Source organism: Cryptosporangium sp. NPDC048952, from assembly GCF_043197895.1.
Lineage (GTDB): Bacteria > Actinomycetota > Actinomycetes > Mycobacteriales > Cryptosporangiaceae > Cryptosporangium.
The window spans coordinates 643,831-660,130 of record NZ_JBICTY010000005.1 but is presented as its reverse complement, the minus strand read 5'-3'; the positions used below and the strand labels follow the sequence as shown (position 1 = coordinate 660,130).

The 16,300-nt window shown below is 70.7% G+C and carries 16 protein-coding genes and 1 pseudogene; 4 read left to right on the top strand and 13 right to left on the bottom strand.

Annotation, left to right across the window (positions count from 1 at the left end; genetic code table 11):
* Nucleotides 1–63: 63 nt before the first annotated feature.
* The 11 genes and pseudogenes from yajC to pgsA all read right to left on the bottom strand — a co-directional run.
* A complete protein-coding gene (gene yajC / locus ACGFY5_RS29900) occupies nt 64–603 on the bottom strand; it encodes a preprotein translocase subunit YajC (RefSeq protein ID WP_392724919.1) in 540 nt (179 codons plus the stop codon).
* Between the two features lie 246 nt (nt 604–849).
* Nucleotides 850–1,965 (bottom strand): Holliday junction branch migration DNA helicase RuvB, encoded by a 1,116-nt coding sequence (gene ruvB / locus ACGFY5_RS29895; protein ID WP_392724918.1) that lies wholly within the window; start codon nt 1,963–1,965, stop codon nt 850–852.
* The gene (ruvA, locus tag ACGFY5_RS29890) at nt 1,962–2,561 is read right to left on the bottom strand and encodes a Holliday junction branch migration protein RuvA (RefSeq protein ID WP_392724916.1); all 600 of its coding nucleotides are present in this window, start codon (nt 2,559–2,561) and stop codon (nt 1,962–1,964) included. Before ruvA ends, ruvB begins: the two co-directional genes overlap by 4 nt.
* The gene (gene ruvC, locus ACGFY5_RS29885) at nt 2,558–3,241 is read right to left on the bottom strand and encodes a crossover junction endodeoxyribonuclease RuvC (RefSeq protein ID WP_392724914.1); all 684 of its coding nucleotides are present in this window, start codon (nt 3,239–3,241) and stop codon (nt 2,558–2,560) included. Before ruvC ends, ruvA begins: the two co-directional genes overlap by 4 nt.
* A gap of 53 nt (nt 3,242–3,294) precedes the next feature.
* Nucleotides 3,295–4,044 carry a YebC/PmpR family DNA-binding transcriptional regulator gene (locus ACGFY5_RS29880; RefSeq protein ID WP_392724913.1) on the bottom strand — a complete coding sequence of 250 codons (750 nt, stop codon included), beginning with the start codon at nt 4,042–4,044 and terminating at the stop codon, nt 3,295–3,297.
* Nucleotides 4,041–4,664, bottom strand: coding sequence for a pyridoxal 5'-phosphate synthase glutaminase subunit PdxT (gene pdxT, locus ACGFY5_RS29875; protein ID WP_392725070.1), 624 nt, complete (start codon nt 4,662–4,664; stop codon nt 4,041–4,043). The genes ACGFY5_RS29880 and pdxT overlap by 4 nt, the downstream gene beginning before the upstream one ends.
* The gene (pdxS, locus tag ACGFY5_RS29870) at nt 4,658–5,572 is read right to left on the bottom strand and encodes a pyridoxal 5'-phosphate synthase lyase subunit PdxS (RefSeq protein WP_392725068.1); all 915 of its coding nucleotides are present in this window, start codon (nt 5,570–5,572) and stop codon (nt 4,658–4,660) included. The genes pdxT and pdxS overlap by 7 nt, the downstream gene beginning before the upstream one ends.
* A 63-nt stretch (nt 5,573–5,635) precedes the next feature.
* Nucleotides 5,636–6,175: a hypothetical protein gene (locus ACGFY5_RS29865; protein WP_392724912.1), complete on the bottom strand. Its 540-nt coding sequence runs from the start codon at nt 6,173–6,175 to the stop codon at nt 5,636–5,638.
* Nucleotides 6,176–6,209: 34 nt separating this feature from the next.
* Complete coding sequence (locus ACGFY5_RS29860; RefSeq protein ID WP_392724910.1) at nt 6,210–7,406, bottom strand: glycosyltransferase family 4 protein; 1,197 nt, start codon at nt 7,404–7,406, stop codon at nt 6,210–6,212.
* Between the two features lie 3 nt (nt 7,407–7,409).
* Nucleotides 7,410–8,318 carry a phosphatidylinositol mannoside acyltransferase gene (locus ACGFY5_RS29855; RefSeq protein WP_392724908.1) on the bottom strand — a complete coding sequence of 303 codons (909 nt, stop codon included), beginning with the start codon at nt 8,316–8,318 and terminating at the stop codon, nt 7,410–7,412.
* A 152-nt stretch (nt 8,319–8,470) separates the two neighbouring features.
* Nucleotides 8,471–9,061: pseudogene (gene pgsA / locus ACGFY5_RS29850) on the bottom strand (phosphatidylinositol phosphate synthase); the annotation flags it as partial.
* A gap of 281 nt (nt 9,062–9,342) precedes the next feature.
* Here pgsA and ACGFY5_RS29845 point away from each other — a divergent pair.
* On the top strand, nt 9,343–11,595 hold the full coding sequence (locus ACGFY5_RS29845) for an elongation factor G-like protein EF-G2 (RefSeq protein ID WP_392724906.1): 2,253 nt from the start codon (nt 9,343–9,345) through the stop codon (nt 11,593–11,595).
* 11 nt (nt 11,596–11,606) lie between these two features.
* Complete coding sequence (locus tag ACGFY5_RS29840; protein WP_392724904.1) at nt 11,607–12,137, top strand: HIT family protein; 531 nt, start codon at nt 11,607–11,609, stop codon at nt 12,135–12,137.
* Here ACGFY5_RS29840 and thrS read toward each other — a convergent pair.
* Nucleotides 12,134–14,170 (bottom strand): threonine--tRNA ligase, encoded by a 2,037-nt coding sequence (gene thrS / locus ACGFY5_RS29835; protein ID WP_392724903.1) that lies wholly within the window; start codon nt 14,168–14,170, stop codon nt 12,134–12,136. The genes ACGFY5_RS29840 and thrS overlap by 4 nt on opposite strands.
* 196 nt (nt 14,171–14,366) lie before the next feature.
* On the opposite strand from thrS, the gene ACGFY5_RS29830 reads away from it, so the two are divergent.
* Nucleotides 14,367–15,101, top strand: coding sequence for a hypothetical protein (locus tag ACGFY5_RS29830; protein WP_392724901.1), 735 nt, complete (start codon nt 14,367–14,369; stop codon nt 15,099–15,101).
* A gap of 52 nt (nt 15,102–15,153) precedes the next feature.
* Here ACGFY5_RS29830 and ACGFY5_RS29825 read toward each other — a convergent pair whose 3' ends face one another.
* Nucleotides 15,154–15,741 (bottom strand): TetR/AcrR family transcriptional regulator, encoded by a 588-nt coding sequence (locus ACGFY5_RS29825; protein WP_392724900.1) that lies wholly within the window; start codon nt 15,739–15,741, stop codon nt 15,154–15,156.
* 83 nt (nt 15,742–15,824) lie between these two features.
* Here ACGFY5_RS29825 and ACGFY5_RS29820 point away from each other — a divergent pair, with 83 nt between their 5' ends.
* The gene (locus tag ACGFY5_RS29820) at nt 15,825–16,244 is read left to right on the top strand and encodes an organic hydroperoxide resistance protein (RefSeq protein ID WP_392724898.1); all 420 of its coding nucleotides are present in this window, start codon (nt 15,825–15,827) and stop codon (nt 16,242–16,244) included.
* The last annotated feature ends 56 nt before the right edge of the window (nt 16,245–16,300 follow it).

The window sequence follows — 16,300 nt, the reverse complement described above, 5'->3', positions numbered from 1 at the left end:
GCAGGCCCTTGCCGGGCGCGGCCGGTGACGCGACGCTACTCCGTGCGCGCCACCGGCCGGTGCTCAACGACGGTCGGTGCTGCTGTCGGCCTCGGAGGCCGGACGCGGGTCGGCGGTGGGGTCCACCGGAGCCGCCGGGGTGACCGGAGCCGCCGGAGCGATCGGGGCCTCGGGCGCCTTGGTCTCGGTGGCCGTGGTCTCGACCGGCTCGACGACGACCGGCGTGGTGTCGACCACCGCGGCGTCGGTGACCGGGATGTCGTCCTCGTCGATTGCGTCTTCGTTGGGCGCCAGGCCCGCCTTGACGGCTTCCTCGTCGGACAGCACCTTGGCGATCGCCTGGCGCGCGTACCGGTTGGTCACGCCGGGCGAGACCTCCAGGACCACCGACTCGCTGTCCGCGGTCACCACCGTGCCGTACAGACCGCCGAGGGTCATGACCGGCGCGCCCTCTTCGACCGTGCTCTGCATCTGGGTCATCTGCTTGCGGCGCTGCGACTGCGGTCGGATGACCAGGAAGTACATCAGCGCGAACACACCGACCAGGAGCAGCAGCGGCAAAATGCTCCCACCGCCCTGGGACTGTTCTGCGGCTTCTAGCACGGAAGGCCCTCTCAGGAAATTCGTTAGCGGGGGTGCGACTGCGGAAGTCTAGTAGCAGACGCTCGGGCGGCCGTCACGCGGTAACCCGACACGACCGATCGCGTCGCCGGCTTCCTCGACGACTGATCGTCAACGCCCCGCTCCGAGCCATCGTTCCGGTTGAACGCGGACCCGCGCGAATTGTCGTCGAATCGAGTCTCGAGACGGCGCACGACCGCCGATTCCTCGCGTTTCACCGGGAGTTCGTCAGGGCGCGGCGCGGAAACCGCCGCCGAACAGATCGTCCGGGTCGGCCGGCGCGGTTCCGGCGGCCAGCGCGGCGGGCGAGCCGGGGGGTGGTGTCTTGCCGAGGTGGGCCCAGGCGGCTGGTGTCGCGATCCGGCCGCGCGGGGTGCGGGCGAGCAGGCCCGCCCGGACGAGGAACGGTTCGGCGACCTCCTCGACGGTGCCGGGCTCCTCCCCCACCGCCACGGCGAGCGTCGAGAGCCCCACCGGGCCGCCGCCGAACGACGACACCAGGGCGTCCAGGACGGCGCGGTCGAGCCGGTCGAGTCCGACGCGGTCCACCTCGTACACCGCGAGGGCGGCGCGCGCGATGTCCTCGGTGACGATGCCGTCGGCGCGGACCTCCGCGTAGTCGCGCACCCGTCGCAGCAGGCGGTTCGCGATTCGGGGGGTGCCCCGGGATCGGCTGGCGATCTCGGCTCTTCCGGCCGTGTCGATGCGGACGCTGAGGATGTTCGCCGAGCGGTCGAGGACGCGTTCGAGGTCGGCGGCACCGTAGAAGTCGAGGTGCGCGACGAAGCCGAACCGGTCGCGCAGGGGGCCGGTCAGCAGGCCCGAGCGTGTGGTGGCGCCGACCAGCGTGAACGGCTCCACGTCGAGGGGGATCGCGGTCGCGCCCGGTCCTTTGCCGACGACGACGTCGACGCGGAAGTCCTCCATGGCCGAGTACAGGAGTTCCTCGGCCGGGCGGGCGATGCGGTGGATCTCGTCGATGAACAGCACGTCGCCGTGGGCGAGCGTGGTGAGGACCGCGGCGAGGTCGCCGGAGCGTTCGATCGCCGGGCCGCTCGTGACGCGGATCGCGCTGCCGAGTTCGGCCGCGACGATCATCGCGAGGCTCGTCTTGCCGAGACCCGGGGGGCCGGAGAGCAGGATGTGGTCCGGGGGGCGGTTCCGTCGCTGCGCGCTGCGCAGCAGCACCTCGAGCTGTTCGCGGACGCGATGCTGCCCGATGAACTCGTCCAGCTGCCGCGGCCGCAAACTGGTCTCGACGTCCCGCTCGTCCGGCGCCGCGTAGGCCGACACCACGTCGTCCGGTGATCCGCTCGGGCCCGGACCGAAGCCGTTCGCGGTCATCGGTTCTTGCCCAGCACCTGGATGGCGCGGCGGAGCGCGGTCGCGACCTCGACGGGTTTGCCCTCGAAGTCGGCGGCCACGATGCCCACCGCGTCCTCGGCTTCCTTCGCCGACCAGCCCAGCCCGGTGAGGCCCTCACGCACCGCGACCTGCCAGCCGCCGGCGGGGGCCAGGCCGGGCACGGCTACGGGGTCGACCGATCCGATGCGGTCGCGCAGTTCGAGCACGAGGCGTTCGGCGCCCTTCTTGCCGATGCCGGGAACGCGCGTCAGTGCCGCGGTGTCCGCGCCCGCGATGGCCACGCGGACGGCGTCGGGAGAGTGGACGGCGAGCACCGCGAGGGCCAGGCGGGGCCCGACGCCGCTCGCGGTCTGGAGCAGTTCGAAGAGCATGCGCTCGTCGTCGGTGGCGAACCCGTAGAGCGTGAGCGAGTCCTCACGCACGACGAGGCTCGTCGCCAGCCGCGTCGACGAGCCGATCCGCAGGCCGGAGAGCGTCGCCGGCGTGCAGTGCACCGCCATCCCGACACCCCCGACCTCCACCACGGCCCCATCCGGCCCCACGGCCGCCACTTCCCCCCGCACCGAGGCGATCACTCCCCCACCGCCTTCGAGCGGTCCCGTTCCGGCGCGCCGGAACCCGCCGCATCGGGACCACTTCCGGCGGCCGCAGGAAGCGCCTCGCGACCCGCGGCCGACGTCCGGAAGCGGTCCCCGTCGAGCGCGCTGGAGGACGCCGGATCGGGACCGCTTCGCGGGGCGCCACCCCGGCCACGGTCGAGGGCAGCGGCCAGCCTCGCCTGAGTGGGGGCCCGCCACACGTGGCAGATGGCCAGGGCCAGGGCGTCGGCGGCGTCGGCGGGTTTGGGGACGGCGCCGAGGCCGAGGATTCGGGCGACCATCGTGCCGACCTGGGCCTTGTCGGCGGAGCCGGAACCCGTCACCGCGGCCTTCACCTCCGACGGCGTGTGCATCGCCACCGGAACCCCGGCACGCGTAGCGGCCACCAACGCCAACCCGGCCACCTGCGCGGTCCCCATCACCGTCCGCACGTTGTGCTGCGCGAACACCCGCTCCACCGCGACGAAGTCAGGACGGAACTGCTCGACCGCGACGGCCAGCGCATCCGCGATCGCCATCAGCCGCGACCCCAGCTCGGCGTCGGCCGGAGTGCGGATCACGTCCACGTGGACCAGACCGCACCGCCGGCCGGGCGCACCATCCACCACACCGACCCCGCAGCGGGTGAGCCCCGGATCGACTCCGAGCACACGCAAGCCCGTCCACCTCCGTACAGTTGTTCGGTACGTAGTGGATCAAACCACAGCGGCTAGTCGACCTCGGCCATGACCTCGTCGGAGACGTCGAAGTTCGCATAGACGTTCTGCACGTCGTCGCTGTCCTCGAGCGCGTCGATCAGCTTGAACACCTTGCGCGCGCCCTCGACGTCGAGCGGGATCTGCATGCTCGGCACGAAAGACGAGTCGGCCGAGTCGTAGTCGATGCCGGCGTCCTGCAGCGCGGTACGCACGGCGACCAGGTCCGTCGACTCGCTGACGACCTCGAACTCCTCGCCGAGGTCGTTGACCTCCTCGGCGCCGGCCTCCAGCACCGCCAGCAGCACGTCGTCTTCCGAGAGCTCACCCTTGGGGACGATGATGACGCCCTTGCGGTGGAACAGGTACGAGACGGACCCCGGGTCGGCCATCTGGCCACCGTTGCGCGTCATCGCGATGCGCACCTCGGACGCCGCCCGGTTGCGGTTGTCGGTGAGGCACTCGATCAGCACCGCGACGCCGTTCGGGCCGTACCCCTCGTACGTGATGTTCTGGTAGTCGGCTCCGCCGCCCTCGGCACCGGATCCGCGCTTGACCGCACGGTCGATGTTGTCGTTCGGGACCGAGCTCTTCTTCGCCTTCTGGATGGCGTCGTAGAGGGTGGGGTTACCGGCCGGGTCGCCGCCGCCCGTGCGGGCCGCGACCTCGACGTTCTTGATCAGCTTGGCGAACATCTTGCCGCGCTTGGCGTCGATGACGGCCTTTTTGTGCTTCGTAGTAGCCCATTTGGAGTGGCCGCTCACCGTACTGCCTCCTCGGTCGCTTGGTTGTCCGCCTCCTGGACCATCCGCACGAACAGATCGTGCACGCGGAGGTCACCCGTCAACTCCGGGTGGAAGGAAGTTGCCAGCAGGTTCCCCTGCCGGACCGCGACGATCCTACCGTCCGCTGGACCGCCGCTTACCCGGGCGAGAACTTCGACGTCCGGGGCGACCCCTTCGACCCACGGTGCACGAATGAAAACGGCGTGCACCGGGTCGCCCTCGACGCCGGAGAACTCCAGGTCGGTCTCGAACGAATCGACCTGGCGACCGAACGCGTTCCGGCGCACGGTCATGTCGATGCCGCCGAAGCTCTCCTGGTCGGCGCGGCCGTCCAGCACGGTGGAGGCGAGCATGATCATTCCCGCGCACGACCCGTAGACCGGCATCCCGGAAGCGATCCGTTCCCGGATCGGCTCGAGCAGCCCGAACACCTTCGACAGCCGGCTCATCACGGTGGACTCGCCGCCCGGGATCACCAGGCCGTCGACCTGCGCCAGTTCCGACGGCCGGCGCACCGCGATCGCGGAAGCGCCGGACGCCGTCAATGCGTGCACATGCTCACGAACGTCGCCCTGAAGGGCGAAGACCCCGATCACCAGCCGCGGTTCGCGTACTTCTGATCGACCGGCAGCGTGTCGACGTTCAGGCCCACCATCGCCTCGCCGAGGCCACGCGAGACCTTCGCGATGACGTCGGGGTCGTCGTGGAACGTCGTGGCCTTGACGATGGCCTCGGCGCGCTTGGCCGGGTCACCGGACTTGAAGATGCCCGAGCCGACGAACACACCCTCGGCACCCAGCTGCATCATCATGGCGGCGTCGGCCGGGGTGGCGATGCCACCGGCGGTGAACAGCACGACCGGCAGCTTGCCCAGCGAAGCGACTTCCTTGACCAACTCGTACGGCGCCTGCAGGTTCTTCGCCGCGACGAACAGCTCGGTCTCGTCGAGCGTCGTCAGGCGGCGGATCTCCGTACGGATCGAGCGCATGTGCCGGGTGGCCTCGACGACGTTGCCGGTACCGGCCTCGCCCTTGGAGCGGATCATCGCCGCGCCCTCGGCGATGCGGCGCAGCGCCTCGCCCAGGTTCGTCGCACCGCACACGAACGGAACCGTGAACGCCCACTTGTCGATGTGGTGCTCTTCGTCGGCGGGCGTGAGCACCTCCGACTCGTCCACGTAGTCGACGCCCAGCGCCTGCAGCACCTGCGCCTCGACGAAGTGCCCGATCCGCGCCTTGGCCATCACCGGGATCGACACCGCGGAGACGATGCCCTCGATCATGTCCGGGTCGCTCATCCGGGCCAGACCGCCCTGGGCGCGGATGTCGGCCGGCACGCGCTCCAGCGCCATGACCGCGACCGCACCGGCGTCCTCGGCGATCTTCGCCTGGTCCGGCGTGACGACGTCCATGATCACGCCGCCCTTGAGCATCTCGGCCATGCCGCGCTTCACTCGGGCGGTACCGGTCGTACCTGCGGGGTTCTGGGGCTGGGCGGACACGGTTATCCGGCCTTTCACTACGTGGGAGTTCGGAGAAATCAATCCATGCTAGCTCTGCGAGCCAGTTGGCTACGACTGGCCGCTTGTGGCCCTGCCGACATCCTCCGCGGCGGCCCGGCGGATGGCTTCGCGCTCGCGGCGGCCGTGCTCCAACGCGTCCAGGTCCAGCTCGTCGACGTCGAAATACTGCGGGAGCGGTTGCCGGCGCGCAAGCCAGAAGATCCGCGGGATCCGGGCCGTACGCAGGGAACGGGTGTCGCGAACCGCGTCGTTGTAGACCTGCCGCGCGACGACCAGCCGCCGGTTCTGGACCAGCAGATCGGGGGCGTCGAGCGCTGCGGTTCCGAGGTGCCGCAGCTCGCGGACCAGGTCGTTCTCCGCTCCCTGGCGGGAGTCCGCATCCGGTGGACCGCTGGTCAAAGCCACCGAGGCGACGTCGTGCGCGCCCGGAAGCGTGGCAGCGGCCTTCGCACGGCGGCTGAGCTGTTCCTCGAGCGCATCGAGGGCGGCGGCCGTGCGGGCGGTGAGCCGGACGATGCGGCGGGAGAGCCACCAGACGTACAGCAGGACGAGGACGAGCGTCACTACGACGACGACCGGCCAGTCCACGAAGCGACTGTATCGCCTCGGTAAATCCGGAGTGTTACCGCAGCCGTTCGCGAAGATAAGAAGGCAAACGAAGGGTGGAACTTTCGTCTGCGTCGGTGACTGTCGGTTCGCTCGGATAGGCGGCGATCGCGCTCTGGTAGACGTCGACCACGCGCGCGGCCACGACCGGCCAGTCGAACGCGGCCACCGTGGCTTGTCCCACCGCCGCCAGCGAGCGACGCCGCGCCGGGTTGTCGAGCAGCGCACCCAGGCACGCGGCGAGCGCGGCCGGCTGCCCGTTCGGGAACAGCGCGCCCGCGCGCCCGTCGTCGAGCACCCGGCGGAACGCGTCGAGGTCGCTGGCCGCGATCGTCGCGCCGGCGGCCATCGCCTCGGTGAGGATGATCCCGAACGACTCCCCGCCGGTGTTCGGTGCCACGTAGACGTCGACGCTGCTCAGCATCCGGGCTTTGTCGGTCTCCGAGACCATGCCGAGCAGGGTGACGCGGGACCGCAGCGCGCGAGGGAACGCGTCGAGCGCGTCGTCGGCGTCACCGGGGCCCGCGACCAGCAGCCTCAAGCCCGGCCGTTCCGGCGCTAGTCGGGTGAACGCGTCCGCCAGGATCGGAAAGCCCTTGCGGGGTTCGCCGAACCGGCCCAGGAACCCCAGCGCACCGCCTTCACCGGGCCACCCCGGCAGCGGTGTGGCGTCCGCGAACTTCCCGACCGCCACGCCGTTCGGGATCTCCACCGCGCCGCCGTCGAGGTGCTCGACCTGCACGCGCCGGGCCAGCGCCGATACCGCGATCCGGGCGGTGATCTTCTCCAGCACCGGCTGCAGGGCGCTGTGCACCGCGGCCAGCGTCCGGGAGCGCTGCGTCGCGGTGTGGAACGTCGCCACGATGGGGCCGGTCGCCGCGACGCAGGCCAGCAGCGACAGCGACGGCGCGATCGGTTCGTGGACGTGCAGCACGTCGAACCGGCCGTCGCGCAGCCAGCGCCGCACGCGGGCCAGCGACAGCGGCCCGAACGCCAGCCGGGCCACCGACCCGTTGTAGGGCACCGGCACCGCGCGTCCGGCCGGGTGCACGTACGGCGGGAGCTCCTGCCCGCCGTCGGCAGGCTCCTCCGCGGGCGCCAGCACCGACACCTCGTGGCCGAGGCCGATCAGGGCCTCGGCCAGGTCACGGACGTGCGCCTGGACACCGCCGGGCACGTCGAACGAGTAGGGGCAGACGATTCCGACGCGCATCGGTCAGCTCGTGCGCTTCTTGCGCGCCGGCAGGTCGGCCAGCCAGAGCGGCTGCAGCATGTGCCAGTCGACGGGATGCTCGGCGATGCCTTCCGCGAGCGCGTCCGCGATCCGCTGCGTGACGGCCGCGATCTGGACGGGGTCGCGCGCCGCGTCGGGGTCGTCGAGGACCTCGAGCGGGCCGATCACCCTGGCGCGCGTCATCGGGCCGTCGTTCCAGGCTTTGAGCCCGAACAGTGGTGCGCCGGTGCGCAGCGCCAGGATCGCCGGTCCGGCGGGCATCTTCGTCGTCTCGCCGAAGAACTCGACCTCGATGCCGCGCGAGGACAGGTCCCGGTCGGCGAGCAGCACGACGACGCGGCCCTCGCGGGCGCGCTCGGTCAGCACGTCCAGGGGGTGACGCGTGCCGCCGGTGAGCGGCAGGATCTCCATCCCGAGCCGGCGACGGAAGTCGAGGAAGCGCTGGTACAGGTCCTCGGGCTTGAGCCGCTCGGCGACCGTGGTGACCGGGATCCCGTGCAGCGTCGCCCACGCACCGGCGAGGTCCCAGTTCGCAGCGTGCGGCAACGCGACGATCGCGCCGTTGCCCGCGGCGACCGCCTTGTCGAGCACCTCGACGTTCTCCAGTACGAACCGCCGGTTGATCTCCTCCTCGGACCAGTCCGGCAGCCGGAACGCCTCGTGCCAGTAGCGCGCGTAGGACCGGAGGCCCTGCTCGGTCAGCGCGTCGAGGTCGGCATCCGGCCCCACGACCCGGCGCAGGTTCGCGGCCAGGCGCGTCGGGGCCGGGCCACCGCGCCGGGCGAACCGGGCGGCGCCGAATTCGAACAGCGCCTTCACCGGGCGCTCCGGGAGTACCCGGACCAACTTCCACCCGGCGGCGTACGCCGCCACCGTGACCCGCGTGTTCACGCCTTCTCCCGTCCCGCCTCGGCCGTCGGTCCGGCGGGCGGCGTGGCCGCGCCGGGCTCAGCCGCGGGCCCTTCCGGAGCCGGCTCGGGATAGCCGGCCGGGGGTGGGACGGGGCCGGTGTCGAGGCGGCGGTCCGGGCTGACCCGGTCGTCCTTGGTCTGGTCCCAGACCACCTTCACCCGCTGCCCGACAGTGAACGAGGCGAGCGCGACGAGCAGCCACAGGATCCACTCGATGCCGCCGGGCACCCCGAGCACCTCGACGACGCCGCCGACGCCGACCAGCACCAGCCGTTCGGTGCGCTCGGCGATCCCGACGTTCGCGGTGAGCCCCAACCCCTCGGCACGCGCCTTCGCGTACGAGACGAGCACGCCGGTGATCAGGCAGAGCAACGCCGCGATCCCGGCCGAGTCGCGGTCGGAGCGGAACAGCCAGTACGCGGCCGCCGCGAAGATCGACGCGTCGGCGAGCCGGTCGCACGTCGAGTCGAGGAACGCACCCCAGCGGCTCGACCAGCCGCGGGCTCTGGCCATCGCCCCGTCGAGCATGTCGGTGAGCGCGAAGAACGTGATCGCGATCCCACCGGCGAGCACGTGCCCGGGAACGACCAGGAAGATCGACGACAGCACGACACCGGTCGTGCCGATCAGCGTCATGGCGTCCGGGGTCAGGCCGGTACGCACCAGCGCGGACCCGATCGGGCCGGTGACACGTTGAATCCGGTCACGCGCCGAACTGAGCATGCGGATCCGTTCTCGAAGGCTGTGGGGGTCAGCGGGGGCCAGCCCACGATAGCCCGCGACCAGCCTCGCCCTCTCCGCGGCGCCGGGACCCCCCTGGCCGACCCGGGAGCGCCATGGCCAACACCGTCCCGCCACCGGGACGACACGAAGTGAGGCCTGCCTTACTCGTGGGGCGGCTGTGGCGCCCGGAAGAATTGCCGGGACCGCACAGGTCTTGCCCCGCACCGGGGCACCGGTGTGGGATCGGTCACACGGACCTGCCGGACCGCGAGGAGGCTCCGATGGCACAGAAGGTGGCGGGCAGTCCCGACCGCGCTAGTACCAGCGGCCCGGTCGTCGACGATCCACGGTCGCTGCGCAACGTCGTCCTGGTCGGTCATTCCGGAGCCGGAAAGACCACGCTGGTCGAGGCGTTGCTGGTGGCGACCGGAACGATCAGCCGGGCCGGGTCGGTGGTCGACGGCACCACGGTCTGCGACTGCGATCCCGCCGCGGTGCGCCAGCAGCGGTCGGTGACGCTGAACCTCGCGCCGGTGATCCACCGGGGCGTCAAGATCAACCTCCTGGACACCCCCGGTTACGCCGACTTCGTCGGTGAACTGCGCGCGGGGCTGCGTGCGGCCGACGCCGCGCTGTTCGTCATCTCGGCCGTCGACGGCATCGACGCCAGCACGATCGCGCTCTGGGAGGAGTGCGCCCGGGTGGGGATGCCCCGCGCGGTCGTCGTCACCCGGCTCGACCACCCCCGCGCGGACTTCGACGAGTCGGTCGCGATCTGCCAGCGCGTCTTCGGTGACGGCGTGCTGCCGCTGTACGTGCCGGTCCACGAGGCCGTCGAGGGTGCCCCGCCCACCTCGGGCAAGCAGTCGCTGGCGGACTTCCTCGGCGGCATCGACGGCGCCACCGAGCAGACCCGCACCGCCGGGCTCTTCGGCCTCATCACGCAGCAGATCTACGACTACAGCGGCGATTCTCCGGAGCCGGTGATCCGGCCCGCCGACCCCGAGCACCTCGAGCTGATCGAGGAGTCCCGCAACAACCTCATCGAGGGGATCATCGCCGAGAGCGAGGACGAGACCCTCATGGACCGCTACCTCGCCGGCGAGGAGATCGACCCCGACGTCCTGATCGCCGACCTGGAGACCGCGGTGTCCCGGGGTTCGTTCTACCCGGTGCTGCCCGCCGACCCGAGCACCGGCGTCGGTCTTGTGGAACTGCTCGACGGCATCGTCCGCGCGTGCCCGCCGCCGGACGAGCGGCCCGCGCCGGTCGTCACCACCGTCGACGGCGAGCCGTACGAGATGATCACCGCCGACCCGGCGGGGCCGCTGGTCGCCGAGGTCGTGAAGACGACCGTCGACCCGTACGTCGGACGTGTCTCGCTGGTCCGCGTCTTCTCCGGGACGCTGCGCGCCGAGGACACGGTGCACGTCTCCGGCCACGGCGTCCGCGCTCACGACGACGCCCACGCGGCCGACGAGGCGTGGGCCGACCACGACGCCGACGAGCGGGCCGCCCATCTCTACTCCCCCCTCGGCACGAGCCTCCGCGAGGTCCCGTACGCGGTAGCCGGCGACCTGTGCGCGCTGACCAAGGTCGGCAGCGCGGAGACCGGTGACACGATCTCGGCGAAGGAGCAGCCGCTGCTCGTCGCCCCCTGGGAGCTGCCGGAACCGCTGCTGCCGGTCGCCGTCGTGGCGAAGACCCGCAGCGACGAGGACGCCCTGGCCAAGAACCTGTCCCGGCTCGTCGCCGGCGACGCCACCCTGCGCATGGAGCGCAACCCCGAGACCGGTCAGCTCGTGCTCTGGACGATGGGCGAGGCCCACGCCGACGTCGTCCTCGACCGGCTGCGTGCCGGGGGCGTCGAACTGGACACCGAACCGGTGCGGGTGCCGCTCCGCGAGACGTTCGGCGGACCGGCGAAGGGCCACGGACGGCACGTCAAACAATCCGGCGGCCACGGCCAGTACGCGATCTGCGACATCGAGATCGAGCCGCTGCCCACCGGCGGCGGGTTCGAGTTCGTCGACCGGGTGGTCGGCGGTGCGGTGCCGCACCAGTACATCCCGTCGGTGCAGAAGGGCGTCCGCCAGCAGATGGAGCGCGGCCTGGTCGCCGGGTTCCCCGTCGTCGACATCCGGGTGACGCTCGTCGACGGCAAGGCGCACAGCGTCGACTCCTCGGACGCGGCGTTCCAGATGGCCGGGTCGATCGCGCTGCGGGAAGCGGCGTCGGCCGGGTCGATCAGCCTGCTCGAACCGGTGGACGAGGTCGACATCACGGTGCCGGACTCCTACGTCGGGCCGGTGATGAGCGATCTGTCCGGGCGGCGCGGGCGGGTGCTGGGCACCGAGCCCGACGAACACGAGCGGACCGTCGTGCGCGCAGAAGTGCCCGCGGCGGAGCTCACCCGCTACTCCCCCGAGCTGCGTTCGCTGACGTCCGGCACGGCGACGTTCACCCGCACGTTCGCCCGGTACGAGCCGATGCCGCCGAACCTGGTCACGAAGGCGCTCTCCGAGCAGCCTTAGGATCTGACGGTATGACGGGGCCCCAGATCGAACACCAGCAGGGGGCCGGCGACCCCGATCACTTCCAGCGGCTGTGGACGCCGCACCGGATGGCGTACATCAAGAACGACACTCAGCCGGACGACGGGTGCCCGTTCTGCGTGATGCCGACGCTGACCGACGAAGACGGGCTGATCATCGTCCGGGGGACGACGGTTTACGCCCTGTTGAACCTGTACCCGTACAACTCCGGTCACCTGATGGTCGTGCCGTACCGGCACGTGCCGGACTACACCGACCTCTCCGAGGCCGAGGTGGCCGAACTCGGATCGTTCACCCAGGACGCCATGCGCGCGGTGCGCAAGGTGTCCGGTGCGCACGGGTTCAACATCGGCATGAACCAGGGCTCCGTGGCGGGCGCCGGCATCGCCGACCACCTGCACCAGCACGTGGTGCCCCGGTGGGGCGGCGATACCAACTTCATGCCGGTCGTCGGCCAGACGAAGGTGCTCCCCGAACTCCTCGGGGAGACCCGCGCCCTACTAGCCGACGCCTGGCCCTAGGCCTCCGCGATGACGCCTTCGGCGATCGCGGTCTCGGCGGGCGCCGACGGGCCGATGTTCGTGCGGGAGCGCACGACGTCGAGGACGTGCTCGGCGGCCGCGTCGAGCGGGACGCCGTTGCGCTGCGAACCGTCGCGGTAGCGGAACGAGACGGTGCCGGCGGCCACGTCGTCGTCACCGGCGATCACCATGAACGGAATCTTCTGCTTCTGCGCGTTCCGGATCTTCTTCTGCATCCGGTCGGACGAGGAGTCGACCTCGACCCGGACGCCGCTCGTGCGGAGCCCGGCGGTGAACTGCTCCAGGTACTCCACGTGGTTGTCACCGATCGGAATGCCCACGACCTGCACCGGCGCGAGCCATGCGGGGAACGCCCCGGCGTAGTGCTCGGTCAGCACACCGAAGAACCGCTCGATCGACCCGAACAGCGCTCGGTGGATCATGACCGGCCGCTGCCGGGTGCCGTCCGCGGCCTGGTACTCGAGTTCGAACTTCTCCGGCAGCATGAAGTCGAGCTGGATCGTCGACATCTGCCAGGTGCGGCCGATTGCGTCCCGCGCCTGCACGGAGATCTTCGGCCCGTAGAACGCCGCACCACCCGGGTCGGGCACCAGCTCGAGCCCGGAGTCGGTCGCGACCCGGCGCAGGGTCTCGGTGGCCCGCTCCCAGACGTCGTCGGCCCCGATGTACTTCTCCGGGTTCTTGGTCGAGAGCTCCAGGTAGAAGTCGTCGAGCCCGTAGTCCTTCAGCAGGTCGAGGACGAACTGGAGCAGCGAGGTCAGCTCCTCCTCGATCTGCTCCTCGGTGCAGAAGATGTGCGCGTCGTCCTGGGTCATGCCCCGCACGCGGGTGAGGCCGTGAATGACGCCGGACTTCTCGTACCGGTACACGGTGCCGAACTCGAACATGCGCAGCGGCAGCTCGCGGTACGACCGCCCGCGCGAGGCGAAGATCAGGTCGTGCATCGGGCAGTTCATCGGCTTGAGGTAGTAGTTCGCGCCCTCGACCTCCATGGGCGGGAACATGCCGTCGGCGTACCAGTCGAGGTGGCCGGAGATCTCGTACAGGTGACCCTTGGTGATGTGCGGGGTGTTGACGAACGCGTACCCCGCCTCCTCGTGCCGCTGCCGCGAGTAGTTCTCCATCTCCCGCCGGATGACGCCACCCTTGGGGTGGAACACCGGCAGGCCCGAGCCCAGCTCGTCGGGGAAGCTGAACAGGTCCAGCTCGGTGCCGAGCTTGCGGTGATCGCGCTTGGCGGCCTCGGCGAGCAGGTTCAGGTAGTCCTTGAGCGCGTCGCGGCTGGGCCACGCGGTGCCGTAGATGCGCTGCAGCTGGGGGTTCTTCTCGCTGCCGCGCCAGTAGGCCGCCGCCGAGCGCATCAGGCTGAACGCCGGGATGTTGCGGGTGGTGGGCAGGTGCGGGCCGCGGCACAGGTCCGTCCAGACCCGGTCACCGGTCTTGCGGTCGAGGTTGTCGTACATGGTCAGAGCGCCGGCGCCCACCTCGACGTCGGCGCCCTCAGCGTCGGCGTTTCCCTTCAGCGAGATGAGCTCGAGCTTGAAGCGCTCGTGCGAGAGCTCCTTGCGCGCCTCGTCGTCGGTGATGGCACGGCGGTGGAAGCGCTGGTTCGCCTTGATGATCTCCTGCATGCGCTTTTCGAGGCGCTTCAGGTCGTCGGGGGTGAACGGCTTCTCCGGCAGGAAGTCGTAGTAGAAGCCGTTCTCGATCGGCGGACCGATGCCCAGCAGGGTGCCGGGGAAGACGTCCTGCACGGCCTGGGCGAGCACGTGCGCGGTGGAGTGGCGCAGCACGTTCAAGCCGTCCGGTGAATCCATGAACACCGGCTCGACCGATGCCTCGGCGTCGGGGGTCCACTCGAGGTCACGCAGCTGACCCTCGGCGTCGCGGACGACGACGGCGGCCGCCCCGCCCTCCACCGGTATCCCGGCCGCTACCAGCGCGTCCGCGGCCGTCGTCCCGGCCGGCACCACGACGGGGGCGGGCGCGTGGACGGCTTGTGCTGCGGACACTGGTAACTCCTCGAGTTCGTGCGGATGTCGGCATCGATGCTAGTCCGATCGCCACGTGGGCCCCGCACCGGTTTCCCGTGCACTGTCGGGTGCCGGTCACTGGCACGAACTAGGGATCCCCACGCCCGGTGGCGCCCCTAGTGTCGTCGACAAGCAAGTGAACGCCTCACACCCCTCGTCAAGAACAGGAAGCACAATGAGCGACAGCGGCGACACGATCGACAGCGGCGCAGACGCCCCCACCAGCACGATCGCCGACAACGACGTGCCGCTGGACTACGACGGCGACGGAACGGTCGACGGCTACCTGCACCAGAACGAGGACGGCACGGCCTACGCGGTGCTCGACCTCGACCACGACGGCACGTCCGAGACGATCGCGGCCGACACGGACGGTGACGGGTACGTCGACGTCGTCGTGAGCGACACCAACGGCGACGGCAACGTGGACTACGCGATCGTCGACACCGACGGCGACCACGTCGCGGACACCGCGCTCTACGACCGTGACGGCGACGGCGACTTCGACTACGCGGTCGTCGACCAGAACGGCGACGGCGTGATCGACGCGACGGCCGCGGACACCGACGACGACGGTGACTTCGACGCGGTCGAGGTCGACAGCGACTACGACGGCGACGTCGACGCGGTGGTCGTGGACACCAACGACGACGGTGTGTTCGACACGGTCTACTCCGACACCGACGCGGACGGCACCGTGGACACCGCCACCACGGTCACCGGTGCCCCGGACCCGGCGCAGGTGCCGGACACCGACGCCGCGACCGCCGAGGTCCCGGAGGCTCCGGCCACAGACGCACCGGCCACAGACGCTCCGGCCACCACGACCACGACGACCACCACCACGACGACGCAGACCGCGACCGACCCGTCGGTGGTCTCGCCCCAGCCGGCCACCCCGGCCAGCTAGTTCCCGGGGTTGCACGGTTCGGAGGGCCATACGCCCCCGGACCGTGCAACCCTCAGACCAGGGCGGTGACCGCCGCCCGCAGCGTCGCCTTCACCTCGGCCGGGTCGTCCACCTGGCCACTGATCACCACGCCGTCCCGCAGCATCACCAGCATCCGTGCCGTCTCGTCCGGGGTCGGATGCTCCGCCGCCACCAGCACGTCCCGCACCGCGTCCGCGTACCACCGGCGGTGCTCGGCGACGACCTGGCGCACCGGACTGACCGGGTCCGGGTACTCCACCGCGGCGTTGACGAACGCGCACCCCCGGAAGCCGGGACCGCAGGTGAACTCACCCAGCGCGTCGAACATCACCAGCACCGTGTCCACCGGATCGACCGACGACGTCAGCGTGGCGAACGCCGCCGCCTGCAGGTCGTGCAGGTCGGTGAGGTAGGCGCAGACCAGCGCGTCCTTGGTGGGGAAATGGTGGTAGAAGGTGGCCTTCGCGACGCCCGCCTCGGCGATGATCCGGTCGATGCCGACCGCCCGGATGCCCACCGTGTAGAACAGCGCGCTCGCCGTCGCCAGGATGCGGTCACGCGGGCGCCCGCCGGAAACAGGCGCGAACGCGCCGGGCAATTCGAGGGGGATCGAGGGCACCCCTTGAAGTTACCAGACAGATCTGTCTAGTCTAGAGATCGCACAGACAGGTCTGTCTGTCAGCCAATCGAAGGGACGACGACATGTCAGCGCTCTACACCGCAATCGCCACCGCTGACGGCAACGGCCGGGCCGGGCGCACCCGTACGAACGACGGGCAGATCGACGTCCAGCTCGCGTTCCCGAAGGAGATGGGCGGCAGCGGCGCCGGCACCAACCCGGAGCAGCTCTTCGCCGCCGGCTACGCGGCCTGCTTCTCCAGCGCGCTCGGCATGCTCGCCCAGCAGCGCAAGCTCGACGCCAAGGACGCGGCCGTCACCGCCGAGGTGAGCCTCAACCCGACCGACGGCGGTGGCTTCGGCCTGGCCGTCACGCTGCGGGTGGAGCTGCCCGAGGCACTGCAGGGCGACGCCGGTCACGAGCTCGTCGAGGCTGCTCACCAGGTGTGCCCCTACTCCAACGCCACCCGCGGCAACATCCCCGTGGAACTCGTCGTCGAGTAGTGCGTCGACGCTGTGGGCCTTGCTGACGGGCGGTATCGACGTCGACCGCTTACGGT